Annotated in this window: 10 protein-coding genes; 3 read left to right on the top strand and 7 right to left on the bottom strand. The window is 72.3% G+C overall.

Going from position 1 to position 12706, the window contains the following annotated elements; all coding sequences use genetic code 11:
- Positions 1–61 precede the first annotated feature (61 nt).
- Positions 62–817 (top strand): SIS domain-containing protein, encoded by a 756-nt coding sequence (locus tag AB0C62_RS11050; protein ID WP_362971748.1) that lies wholly within the window; start codon positions 62–64, stop codon positions 815–817.
- 78 nt (positions 818–895) lie between these two features.
- Here the strand turns inward: AB0C62_RS11050 and AB0C62_RS11045 are convergent, their stop codons facing one another.
- Positions 896–2278: a PAS domain-containing protein gene (locus AB0C62_RS11045; RefSeq protein WP_362971746.1), complete on the bottom strand. Its 1383-nt coding sequence runs from the start codon at positions 2276–2278 to the stop codon at positions 896–898.
- A gap of 891 nt (positions 2279–3169) precedes the next feature.
- Here AB0C62_RS11045 and AB0C62_RS11040 point away from each other — a divergent pair.
- Positions 3170–4246, top strand: coding sequence for a 2-oxoglutarate and iron-dependent oxygenase domain-containing protein (locus AB0C62_RS11040; RefSeq protein WP_362971744.1), 1077 nt, complete (start codon positions 3170–3172; stop codon positions 4244–4246).
- A 40-nt stretch (positions 4247–4286) separates the two neighbouring features.
- On the opposite strand, the gene AB0C62_RS11035 is transcribed toward AB0C62_RS11040, so the two are convergent.
- Positions 4287–5387: a citrate synthase 2 gene (locus AB0C62_RS11035; protein ID WP_362971742.1), complete on the bottom strand. Its 1101-nt coding sequence runs from the start codon at positions 5385–5387 to the stop codon at positions 4287–4289.
- A gap of 435 nt (positions 5388–5822) precedes the next feature.
- Here AB0C62_RS11035 and pdxH point away from each other — a divergent pair, with 435 nt between their 5' ends.
- Positions 5823–6461, top strand: a complete 639-nt coding sequence (gene pdxH / locus AB0C62_RS11030; RefSeq protein WP_362971870.1) for a pyridoxamine 5'-phosphate oxidase — start codon at positions 5823–5825, stop codon at positions 6459–6461.
- A gap of 165 nt (positions 6462–6626) precedes the next feature.
- Here the strand turns inward: pdxH and AB0C62_RS11025 are convergent, their stop codons facing one another.
- From AB0C62_RS11025 to AB0C62_RS11005, 5 genes are all read right to left on the bottom strand, one after another.
- Positions 6627–7244, bottom strand: coding sequence for a TetR/AcrR family transcriptional regulator (locus AB0C62_RS11025; protein WP_362971740.1), 618 nt, complete (start codon positions 7242–7244; stop codon positions 6627–6629).
- Positions 7232–7966, bottom strand: coding sequence for an enoyl-CoA hydratase family protein (locus tag AB0C62_RS11020; protein WP_362971738.1), 735 nt, complete (start codon positions 7964–7966; stop codon positions 7232–7234). The genes AB0C62_RS11025 and AB0C62_RS11020 overlap by 13 nt, the downstream gene beginning before the upstream one ends.
- The gene (locus tag AB0C62_RS11015) at positions 7963–9528 is read right to left on the bottom strand and encodes a 4-coumarate--CoA ligase family protein (RefSeq protein ID WP_362971736.1); all 1566 of its coding nucleotides are present in this window, start codon (positions 9526–9528) and stop codon (positions 7963–7965) included. Before AB0C62_RS11015 ends, AB0C62_RS11020 begins: the two co-directional genes overlap by 4 nt.
- Before the next feature lie 17 nt (positions 9529–9545).
- Entirely contained in the window at positions 9546–10706 is a 1161-nt protein-coding gene (locus tag AB0C62_RS11010) for an acyl-CoA dehydrogenase (protein ID WP_362971734.1), read from the bottom strand.
- 114 nt (positions 10707–10820) lie between these two features.
- Complete coding sequence (locus AB0C62_RS11005; protein WP_362971732.1) at positions 10821–12698, bottom strand: biotin carboxylase N-terminal domain-containing protein; 1878 nt, start codon at positions 12696–12698, stop codon at positions 10821–10823.
- Positions 12699–12706: the final 8 nt, after the last annotated feature.

Raw genomic sequence — 12706 nt, 5'->3', positions numbered from 1 at the left:
ACCGCCGCCGGCGGGACGTCCGGGACTTCCGAGCCGACGAGACTTCTAAGGGGCTTCGCCGATGAGCGACAGCAAGCTGGCCGGGCAGTTCTTCGACGCCGCGATCGGTCTGCTGCAGCGGGTGCGCGACGAGGGCGCCGCGGACATCGAGGCGGCCGGAACGCTCGTCGCCGACACCGTCACCGAGGGCGGCCGGCTCTTCGCGTTCGGCGCGGGCCACTCCTCGCTCGCCGCCCAGGACATCGTCTACCGGGCCGGCGGGCTCGCCCTGATGAACCTGCTGACCGTGCCGGGCGTCGTCGGCGTCGACGTCATGCCCGCCACGCTGGGCTCCGCCCTGGAGCGGGTCGACGGTCTGGCGAGCGCCGTCCTCGACTCCAGCCCGCTGCGCTCCGGCGACCTGCTGGTGATCATCTCGCTGTCCGGCCGCAACGCGCTGCCCGTGGAGATGGCCATGAACGCCCGCGCCCTCGGCGTCCGGGTCATCGGCGTCACCTCCGTCGCCTACGCCACCGAGACGAAGTCACGGCACGTCTCGGGCACCTACCTCAAGGACCACTGCGACATCGTCCTCGACTCGCGGATCCCCGTCGGGGACGCGGAGCTGACCGTGGACGCCATCGAGGCACCCTTCGCGCCCGCCTCCACCGTCGTCACCACCGCACTCCTCCAGGCCGTCATGGCCACCGCCGCCGGCGCGCTCGCCGACCGCGGCATCGAGCCGCCGCTGCTGCGCTCGGGCAACGTCGACGGCGGCCACGAGTGGAACGGCCGGGTCATGACCGAGTACGGCGACCGGATCTTCTACCGCCGCTGACCCGGCGCCACCGGCCCGCGCGGGCCCGGCCCCGAGGGGTCGGGGCCGCCCGGTCCCGCTCATCGAGGTCGGGGTTGGTCAGGGCCGTGCGATCCGGTCCGCCAGATCCAGGGCGGCCGCGATCCGTACGGCCACGTCCTCCGCGTACCGCGCGTCGGCGCGCTCGAAGCGGCCGCGGCCCTCGCTGCGCAGGAACGTCACGACACCCAGCGTCCGCCCGCGGCTGCGCAGCACCGTGCACAGGGAGTGGACCGCGTCCGGCGGCCACTGCCGGGCGAGCGCCCAGCCACGCGCCTGCTCGGCGTCGGCGGTGCCCGCGCTGGCCCGCACCGAGCCGGCGCGCTCCGCGCACTGCAGCGCCGGGTGCCCGTCCGCGTACCTGACCGGCAGTCCGGCCTTGCCGGTCAGCAGGCTCGGCCCGGGCGCCCCGGCGGGGGTGGCGGCGGCGCGGACGAGCCGCACCGGCACGTCGTCGTCCTGGAGCCACCCGCCGGCCACCCGGTCGACCAGGGCGTGGTCGGCGAAGCCGGCGAGGGAGAAGTCGAGGTGGACGGTGGCGGCCTCGCCGGGGTCCTCGCACTCGGCGGCGGCGCGCGCGGCGCGGTGCAGCTGGTTGGCGCGGAAGCGCAGCAGCGCCGCCTCCTGCTCGGTCTGCTTGGCCTCCGTCACGTCCTGGAAGAGCCAGCCGACGCCGAGCGGTACGGGTTCTTCCGCGAGCGGGGAGGAGAGCCGCAGGAAGCCGCTGCGCCAGCACCGCCGACTGTCGCCCTCCGGGGACCGCACGCTCACCCACATCTCCGCGGGGGCCGGGGGCGCGCCCTCGGCCAGCACGTGCGTGAGGGCGCTCTCCAGCTCTTCCACACCCTGGGAGAGCAGCTCTCCCAGGGGACGGCCGAGGACGGAGGTGCGTCCGGTGCCGAGGGCCTGCGCGGCGTGCGCGTTGACCACGGCGGGCCGCAGGTCGGCGTCGACGAGGACGACGCCCCAGCTGGCGTTCTCGAACAGGGCCTCGCTCAGGGCTATGGACCGTTCCAGGTCGATCTGCGCGTGGACCTCGCTGAAGGCGCAGTACACCCCGGCTGGCTTGCCGTCCGGGCCGCGGACGGCGGCGGACTGGGTGCGCACGAGGACGCGGCCGCCGTCCTTGGTGAGCAGCGCGAACTCGTGGACCTGCCGGCCCGGGGCCTCCATCGCGGACAGCAGCCGGGCCTCGACCTCCTCGGCGTCCGCGGTCCGCACGGCCCAGCCGGCGAACCCGTGCCGCCCCACCGCCTCCGCGGCGGTCCAGCCCAGGATGCGTTCGGCCTCGCGGTTCCAGTGCGTCACGACTCCGTCGGCGTCGAACGCGCACAGCGCCGCGTCCATGCCGTCCAGCAGCGCGGCCAGGAGATCCGAACCGTCCCGCTCGGGCTCGTCGGGCCCCAGCTCGTCGGTGGTCCCACTACGCCGGGAAGCACTCACCTGGACCCCCTGCAGGCTGCGTCCGCGTGTACGGCTCGACAGTTCGCTCGCCGACTCTCATTCAACTCGAACGTGACCCAGCCCACATCGACTTCCCCGAAGATTGGACGAAATCGTTGCACCCCGGATTCCCGCCCCGCCCGCCCCAACAGCCCCCGGCCCACCCCTCCGGACAACCCCTGCCCACCCGGCTCACGACCCTGAACACGCAGCTCACCACGTTGCACAGCACGCTCTGTCACAACCGTCCCCTCCTCGACGTCCCCGGCGCCTACCCACCGCGTCCGGGACCAACGGGCGCCGTCCCGGCCCCTCTTCGAATAAATCGCTTGAGCCCGTCCCGATGTGTTCCTAAAGTGATCTGCACGTAGGAGAGGAGGTGGTTCGGCTCATGACGGAAACCCGGACAGACGAGGTGGCTGCGGGCTAGCGGCCCGTTGTCGGACTCGGTTCGGCGCCGGACCCGCATGTGTGTTGTGCATGCAGCCGGCCCAATCCAACGCAGTCACCCGACCCGCGAACTCGCCGGTACGTCCGGCCCGGCTCCCCCGCCGTCAGGCGCAGGGAACCCGAGTTCGCGGGTCGTTCGCGTTCACGGGGTCGCCGCTTTCCGCGTAGGGACCGGTGAAGTGACGCGGGCCACTGGTGGATCGGGTGGGGCGCAGTAGGCTGTGGCCATGCTTCCGATGCTCGTCCGACGCCGCCACGTGGACTACGTGCGCGTCACGAGCATGGGCTGTCGGCCTTCCGCCTGACCCAGCCCCCGTATGTCTCGCGCTGCTCGCGAGTCCCGCACTGCTCGCACCGCCTCTTCCTCCACCTGGCACCCGTGGCCCCCGCCCCACCCCCGGCGGCCCGCCCGGGCACCCGTACACCCCGCGGACGCATCCCATGACGACGAACACGTCTCTGCCGAACCCGAACCCGAACCCGACGCCCCGCCTCAGCCGGCCGGCGTTCCCCTCCTACCAGCAGCTCCCGATCATCGACCTGTCCGCCGCCGACCGCGGCCCGCAGGCCCGGGCCCTGCTGCACGCACAGCTCCACAGCGCCGCCCACGACGTGGGCTTCTTCCAGCTCACCGGGCACGGCGTCACCGACGCCGAGACGCATGCGCTGCTCGACGCCATGCACCGCTTCTTCGCCCTGCCCGAAGCCGACCGGCTCGCCCTGGACAACACCGGCTCCCCGCACTTCCGCGGCTACACCCGCACCGGCGACGAACGCACCGGCGGCAGCCGCGACTGGCGCGACCAGCTCGACATCGGCGCCGAGCGGCCCGCCCGCGCACCCGGCCCCGGCGAGCCCGCGTACTGGTGGCTGGAGGGCCCCAACCAGTGGCCCGGCGCCCTGCCCGAGCTGCGCACCGCAGCCCTCGCCTGGATCGACCGCCTCAGCGCCGTCGCCGAACGCCTGCTGCGCGAACTCCTCACCGCGATCGGCGCCCCCGCCGGCTTCTACGACCCGGTGTTCGGCGAGCACGCACACCCGCACCTCAAGCTCGTCCGCTACCCCGGCAGCGCCTCCGACGGCGCCGACCAGGGCGTCGGCGCGCACAAGGACTACGGATTCCTGACGCTGCTCCTCCAGGACCAGGTCGGCGGCCTCCAGGTGCAGCGCGCGGACGGCCTCTTCCACGACGTGCCGCCCCTGCCGGGCGCCTTCGTCGTCAACCTCGGCGAACTCCTCGAGGTCGCCACCGACGGCTATCTGCTCGCCACCAACCACCGCGTGGTCAGCCCGCCCGGCGCCACCGAACGGTTCTCCGTGCCGTTCTTCTACAACCCGCGCCTCGACGCCCGCGTCGAACCGCTGCCCTTCCCGCACGCCTCCACCGCCCCCGGCATCACCGACGACCCCTCGAACCCGCTCTTCGCCGAGTACGGCTTCAACGAACTCAAGGGCAAGCTGCGCGCGCACCCGCTGGCCGCCGCCCGCCATCACGCGGAGCTCCTCACCCCCGCGTGACGGCCGACGGCACCCATCGACCGACGCCCCTACGAGCGGGTCAGCGCGCGATGTTCCCGTAGCCCTCGATCTCCTGCGGGCCGCGCGTGCCGGGGCCCACGTAGGTGGCGGAGGGCCGCACCAGGCGGCCGGTGCGCTTCTGCTCCAGGATGTGCGCCGACCAGCCGGCGGTACGGGCGCACGTGAACATCGACGTGAACATGTGCGCCGGGACCTCCGCGAAGTCCAGGACGATGGCCGCCCAGAACTCCACGTTCGTCGCCAGGACCCGGTCCGGACGGCGCGCGTGCAGCTCGGCCAGGGCGGCCTTCTCCAGCGCCTCGGCCACCTCGAAGCGGGGCGCGCCCAGCTCACGGGCCGTACGGCGCAGGACACGGGCCCGCGGGTCCTCCGCCCGGTACACGCGGTGCCCGAAGCCCATCAGGCGCTCCCCCTTGTCGAGGGCCTGCCGGACGTACGCCTCGGCGTCACCGGTGCGCTCGATCTCCTCGATCATGCCGAGGACCCGGGAGGGCGCGCCACCGTGCAGCGGACCCGACATGGCCCCCACCGCACCGGACAGCGCCGCCGCCACGTCCGCGCCCGTCGAGGCGATCACCCGCGCGGTGAACGTCGACGCGTTCATGCCGTGCTCGGCTGCCGACGTCCAGTAGGCGTCGACCGCGGCCACGTGCTTCGGGTCGGGCTCGCCGCGCCAGCGGATCATGAACCGCTCGACGACGGACTGCGCCTTGTCGATCTCGCTCTGCGGAACCATCGCGTGGCCCTGCCCGCGAGCGGACTGGGCGACGTACGACAGCGCCATGACGGCGGCGCGCGCGAGGTCCTCACGGGCCTGCCGCTCGTCGATGTCGAGGAGCGGTTTGAGGCCCCAGACGGGCGCGAGCATGGCGAGCGCGGACTGCACGTCGACACGGATGTCGCCGGAGTGGACGGGGATCGGGAACGGCTCGGCGGGCGGCAGGCCGGGATTGAAGGCGCCGTCGACGAGGAGCCCCCACACGTTCCCGAAGGAGACGTGTCCGACCAGGTCCTCGATGTCGACGCCCCGGTACCGGAGTGCGCCGCCCTCCTTGTCCGGTTCGGCGATCTCCGTCTCGAACGCGACGACTCCTTCGAGTCCGGGTACGAAGTCGGACATCAGGCGGCTCCTCGTGACGTGTTCGGCAGATGGTGTTGTCGGGGCGCGCACGCCCCGGTCCCACCGGGTGGGTGCCGGTCGGCGGTCGTGCGGTCCGCGCAACGGATCCACGGTCGTCCCCGAAGACTCTCGAATGCGCTTCGAAGAGCCCTCGCCGACTCGCGGTCCGCGGCGGACACCCCGGTCATGCCCCGTGCGGCCGGTCATCCAACCGGAACGGCCCCAGCACGATATCCCCGGGTGCCGGCTTTGGGGAGAGTCCGCGGCACTCAGTGCCACCACGTGACGAAGCACACCCACCCCCGGGGGCGGCCCCGCATACGGCAGGATGGCCGCGTGAACGATCGTTTCCCGGACGACTCCGCAGCCGAACCCCTCATCCGCCACGCCGCCGAGACGGCCGAGGACGCCATCGCCGCCCCCGACCCCGCCGCGATGCGCGCCCACTACCGCGCCGAGGGCCTCGACGAGAGCGACCTCGCCCCGCACCCCATGGAGCAGTTCGCCCGCTGGTTCCGGCAGGCCGCCCAGGCAGCCCTGCACGGCTTCGTCCACGAACCCAACGCGATGGTCGTCTCCACCGCCGACGCCGAGGGCCGCCCCAGCTCCCGCACCGTCCTGCTCAAGCAGTACGACGAACACGGCTTCGTCTTCTACACCAACTACGGCTCCCGCAAGGCCCGCGAGCTGGCCCAGAACCCGTACATCTCGCTGCTGTTCCCCTGGCACCCGCTCGCCCGGCAGGTCATCGTCACCGGTACCGCCCGCCGCACCGGACGCGACGAGACCGCCGCCTACTTCCGCACCCGCCCGCACGGCTCCCAGCTCGGCGCCTGGGCCAGCACCCAGTCCACCGTCATCGCCTCACGCACCGAACTCGACGCCACCTACGAGGAGTTGAGCGCCCGCTACCCCGAGGGCGAACAGGTGCCGGTGCCGCCGCACTGGGGCGGCTTCCGCATCGCCCCACAGAGCGTCGAGTTCTGGCAGGGCCGCGAGAACCGCCTCCACGACCGGCTCCGCTACGTCGCCGAGCCCGACGGCAGCTGGCGCCGCGAACGCCTCAGCCCCTGAATCCGGACGACCGGACGAGCCCCTACGAGCGGACGGGACCGGACGACGGACGAGCCCCCCTGCGACCGGGCGGGGCCGGACGACGGACGGGGCCGGATCGACGGACGGGTCTGACGACCGGCACGCCGGCTCCGGCCGACAGGGGTGGCGCAAGGCCGCGTGCCGTCAGCCCAGTGCCTCGTCCACGATCACGCCCCACTGCGCCACCACCCGCTCCCGACGCGCCCCGTCGTCCGTGAGCAGGTTCGCCAGGCCGAGACCCCGCGCCATGTCCAGCAGACCCTGCACCGTCTCCCGCACCCCCGGCCGCGACTCGTCCGCGCCCAGCAGATCCACCGCGATCCGGTGACTCTCCCGGCCGACCCGCGCCTCCAGCTCGGTGACCCGCGACCGCAACTGGTCCTCGTCGGACGCCGCCACCCACAGATGCAGCGCCGCCCGGAACAACGGCCCCGTGTACAGGCCGACCAGCGCGGCGACCACGACCCTGCGATCGGCCGCGCCCTCCGGGAACAGGGCGCGCAACGCCGTCGACCGCTCCTCCGCGACGTACTCCACCGCCGCCGTGAACAAGTCCTCCCGCGTCGGGAAGTGATGCTGCGCGGCGCCCCGTGACACACCGGCCCGCTCCGCGACGACGGACACCGTGGAACCCGCCCAGCCGTACTCGGCCAGACACGCCACCGCCGCCGCCAGCAGCCGCTGCCGGGTGGCCCGGCTGCGGTCCTGCTTCGGCTCGTGCGGCACCCGTGCCGCGGGCTCCGCCGCGCTCACACCACCCATGCGGGATCCCGTCGTTCGAGGAAGGCCGACATCCCCTCGCGCGCCTCACCCGAGGAGAACAGCCGGGCCGAGAGCGCGGTCAGATCCGCCGCGTCCCGGTCGAAGGCCTCCAGCACCTTAGCCGTGAGCAGCGCCTTCGTCTCCGCGAGACCCTGCGGCGACGACCGCCGCAGCCCGTCCAGCAGCGGCGCCAGCACCACGTCCACCTCGTCACCGGCCGCCGTCAGCAGCCCCGCACGGACCGCCTCCGCCCCGTCGAACCGCTCACCCGTCAGGTAGTAGCGGGCCAGCGCCCGCGGATCGCAGCGCGGCAGCAACGGCAACGAGATGACCGCCGGAGCGACCCCGATCCGCACCTCCGTGAACGCGAACGTCGCCGCCCCGCCCGCCACCGCCAGATCACACGCCCCGAGCAGCCCCAGACCACCCGCCCGCACATGCCCCGCCACCCGCGCCACCACCGGCTTGCGCAGCGCCACGATCTGCCGCAGCAGCCCCACCAGGGCGCCCGGATCCGGCGGATCCCGCAGATCGGCGCCCGCACAGAACGTGTTCCCGGTGTGCGTCAGCACCACCGCGCGCACCGCGTCGTCCTTCTCGCAGCCCGCGAGCGCCTCCGCCAGCTCACCCACCAGCACCGCGGACAACGCGTTCCGGTTCGCCGGCGCGTCCAGCGTCAGCGTCGCCACCGCCCGCTCGTACCCCACCGCGACCACCGTCATGACCGGCCCCGCAGCTCACGGCGCAGGATCTTCCCCGACGCCGCCCGCGGCACCCCGTCGACGAACGTCACCCGACGCACCCGCTTGTACGGCGCCACCTGCTCCGCCACGTACATCATCACCTCGCCCTCCGACAGGTCCGGCGCCGACGGCTGCCGCACCACGAACGCGTGCGGCACCTCGTTGTGCTCCTCGTTGTACGCACCCACCACCGCCGCGTCCGCTATCCCCGGATGCGTCAGCAACAGGGCCTCCAGCTCCGCCGGAGCGACCTGGAAACCCTTGTACTTGATCAGTTCCTTCACCCGGTCCACCACGAACAGCCAGCCGTCCGCGTCCACATGACCGACATCCCCCGTGTGCAGCCAGCCGTCCGCGTCGATCATCGCCGCCGTCGCGTCCGGCCGCCCCAGATAGCCCTTCATCACCTGCGGACCCCGGATGACGATCTCCCCCGCCTCACCGACCCCCAGATCCCTGCCCGGGTCCTCCAGCGACACGATCCGCATCTCCGTGCCCGCGATCAGCTTCCCCACCGTCCCCGCCGGAGGATCCACCGGGTCCAGCGGAACGACATGCGTCCCCGGCGACAACTCCGTCATCCCGTACGCCTGACCCACCGGCGGCAGACCCAACCGCGCCGAACACGCCGCCGCCAGACCCGCGTCCAGCGGAGCCGCCGAACAGATGATGTACCGCAACGACGACAGGTCGTACTCCGCGACCGCCGGATGCTTCGCCAACGCCAGCACGATCGGCGGCGCCACGTACAACGCCGTGATCCGATGCTCCTGGATCGCCCGCAGGAACTGGTCCAGCTCGAACCGCGGCAGCACCACCACCGTCGCGCCCTGCCGCAGCGGCGCGTTCATCAACGCCGTCAGACCGTAGATGTGGAAGAACGGCAGCACCGCCAGAACGCGCTCCCCCGCCTCCATCGGGATCAGCGGCGACAACTGCGCCAGGTTCGTCCCGATCGAACGGTGCGTGAGCATCACCCCCTTCGGCACACCCGTCGTCCCCGACGAGTACGGCAACGCCGCCACGTCCACCGCCGGATCGATCGCCACCTCCGGCTCCGGTGCCGAACCACCCAGCAGCTCCGCCAGCGACCGCACCCCCGGCGCCCGGTCGCACACGAAGATCTCCCGCACACCACCCGCCAGTTCGGCCGCCCGCCGCGCCACCTCCAGCAACGGCGACACCGTCACCACCCAGCGCGCCGAACAGTCCCGCAACTGCTTCGCGAACTCCTCCGGCGTCGCCAGCGGATGCACCGTCGTCACCGACGCGCCCGCCCGCGTCGCCCCGTAGAACACCGTCGGGAACGCGATCGTGTTCGGACTGTGCAGAGCCAGCACATCGCCCTTGCGCAGCCCCGCCTCCACCAGCGCGGCCGCCAACCTGCGGTGGAACAGATCCAGTTGCCCGTACGTGAGCGTGGTGCCGTCGACACCGTCGACCAGCGCCGGCACCTCGCCCCACTCACCCGCACGGCCCAGGACCGCCTCGTGGATCGGCTCCTCGACAGCCGGAACATCTGCGTACTCGCTGCGGAACACAGTTCCTCCTAAGACGCTCAGTACGACTTGGGCAGACCCAGGGTCTGATGGGAGACGTAGTTGAGAATCATCTCCCTGCTGACCGGTGCGATACGAGACACACGCGCCGCCGTAATCAGCGACGCCAGACCGAACTCCCGCGTCAGGCCGTTCCCGCCCAGCGTGTGCACCGCCTGGTCCACCGCCCGCACACACGCCTCACCCGCCGCGTACTTCGCCATGTTCGCCGCCTCACCCGCCCCCACGTCGTCCCCCTCGTCGTACAGGAACGCCGCCTTCTGCATCATCAGCCGCGCCAGCTCCAGCTCGATGTGCGCCTGCGCCAACGGATGAGCGATCGCCTGATGCGCACCGATCGGCGCCTTCCACACCGTGCGCTCCCGCGCGTACTCCACCGCCCGCGCCAGCGCGTGCCGCCCCATGCCGATCGCGAACGCCGCCGTCATCACCCGCTCCGGATTCAGCCCCGCGAACAACTGCAGCAGCCCCGCGTCCTCATGACCCACCAACGCGTCCGAAGGCAGCCGCACTTCGTCCAGTGTCAGCTCGAACTGCTTCTCCGCACCGTGCAGTTCCATGTCGATCCGCCGCCGCCCGAACCCCTCCGTGTCCCGCGGCACGATGAACAGACACGGCTTCAGACTCCCCGTCCGCGCATCCTCCGTACGGCCCACGATCAGCGTCGCGTCCGCGATGTCCACCCCCGAGATGAACACCTTCCGCCCGTTCAGCACCCAGTCCGTACCGTCCCGGCGGGCCGTCGTCGTGATCCGGTGCGAGTTCGACCCCGCGTCCGGCTCCGTGATCCCGAACGCCATCGTCCGCGAACCGTCCGACAACCCCGGCAGCCACTCCCGCTTCTGCTCCTCCGTACCGAACCGGGCGATCACCGTCCCGCAGATCGCCGGCGACACCACCAGCATCAGCAGCGGACACCCCGCCGCCCCCAGCTCCTCCAGGACGATCGACAGCTCCGCTATGCCACCACCCCCACCGCCGTACTCCTCCGGCAGGTTCACCCCCAGATAGCCGAGCTTGCCCGCCTCCGACCACAGCTCGTCCGGATGACCCCCCTCCGCGACGACCTTCGCCAGATACTCCCGGCCGTACCGCCTGCCCAGCGCGGCGACCGCCGAGCGAAGCGCCTTGTGTTCATCGGTCTCGGTGACAGCACTCATGAGGGCTCCTCAGAACGATCGGTACGGAAAACGCAGCCTGTACGTGCCTGAAAACACTTGAACGTGCCTGCCCGGCAACCGGCTTACGAGGCCGGCTCCTGCTCCGACGAATACCTACGAGGCCGTCTCCGGCGAGGCCGCGTCCTCCGCCGCCCCCTCCTGCACCACGGCCAGCAGGGCACCCACCTCCACCTGCTGCCCCACCACCACCCGCAACGCGGTCAACGTCCCCGCCGCCGGCGCCGAGATCCGGTGCTCCATCTTCATCGCCTCCAGCCACAACAACGGCTCGCCCGCGCGGACTTCGGACCCCACCGCGAGACCCTCCGCCACCCGGACCACCGTCCCCGGCATCGGCGCCAGCAACGACCCCGGCACCCGGTCCGCCACCGCGTCCGGGAAACGCGGCACCACCGTCAGCACCACGCCGTTCACGAACACCCGGCCGTCCCCGTAGGACGACACCGCGAACGCCCGCCGCACACCGTCCACTTCGAGCACCACACGCCCCGCGTCGACATGCAGCACCCGCACCCCGTCCGCCTCCGGCCCCCGACGCGAATACCGGTACGCCGCCTCGTGCTCGACACCCGCCATCCGGAACCGCTTCACCAACGGCTGCGACGCCACGTTCCGCCAGCCACCGAACCGCGACCGGCCGAACCCGTCCGCCAACGCCGCCGCCAGCGGCGCCAGCGGATCCACCACCGGCTCCGTCAACGCCCCCAGATGACGGTCGTAGAACCCCGTGTCCATCCGGGCCCCCACGAACTCCTCGTGCCGCAACGACCCCACCAGCAGATCCCGGTTCGTCACCGGCCCGTGCACCACCGCCCGCTCCAGCGCACCCGCCAGCTTCCGCACCGCCTCCGCCCGCGACCCCGCATGCGCCACGACCTTCGCCAGCATCGGGTCGTAATGCACCCCCACCACGTCACCGTCGGCGAAACCCGTGTCCAGCCGCACCCCCTCCGCAACCGCGAACCGGTGCAGCCGCCCCGTCTGCGGAGCCCAACCCGCCGCCGGATCCTCCGCGTACAACCGGGCCTCCACCGCATGACCCCGCGCCACCGGAGGATCACCCTCCAACCGCTCCCCCTCCGCCACCCGCAACTGCAGCGCCACCAGATCGACCCCGAACACCGCCTCCGTCACCGGATGCTCCACCTGGAGCCGCGTGTTCATCTCCAGAAAATGCGCCCGCCCGTCCGCGACCAGGAACTCCACCGTGCCCGCACCCACGTAGTCCACCGCACGCGCCGCCCGCACCGCCAAGTCGTACAACGTCTCCGTCAGACCACCCAGACCCGGCGCCGGCGCCTCCTCGATCACCTTCTGATGCCGCCGCTGCAACGAACAGTCCCGCGTCCCCAACGGCCACACCGTCCCGTGCGCATCCGCCAGAACCTGCACCTCCACATGCCGGCCGCCCTCCACGAACGGCTCGACGAACACCTCGCCGTCCCCGAACGCGCTCAGCGCCTCCGCCCGCGCCCCCTCCAACGCCCCGTCCAGCTCCGCCAGCTCACGGACGACCCGCATCCCCCGCCCGCCACCCCCGGCGGCAGCCTTCACCAGCACCGGCAGATCCCCCGCCGTCACCCGTTCCAACGGCGCGAGACCCATCAGCTTCTTCGCCCGCGTCTTCGACGCCATCGACTCGATCGCCTCCGGCGACGGACCCACCCACACCAGACCCGCGTCAAGCACCGCCCGCGCGAAATCCGCGTTCTCCGACAGGAACCCGTACCCCGGATGCACCGCGTCCGCCCCCGCACGCAACGCCGCCGCCACGATCAGATCCCCCCGCAGATACGTCTCCGCGGGCGAAGCACCCGGCAACCGCACCACCACATCCGCCTCACGGGCGTGCAACGCACCCTCATCGGCGTCCGAACACACCGCCACCGTCCGCACCCCCAACGCACGGCACGTACGGAACACCCGACAGGCGATCTCGCCCCGGTTCGCCACCAACAGACTCGAAATCACGGGAACCC

Source organism: Streptomyces sp. NPDC048643 (genome assembly GCF_040650615.1).
GTDB lineage: Bacteria > Actinomycetota > Actinomycetes > Streptomycetales > Streptomycetaceae > Streptomyces.
The sequence above is the reverse complement of the archived record's forward strand: the minus strand, read 5'-3'. Positions and strand labels throughout refer to the sequence as shown.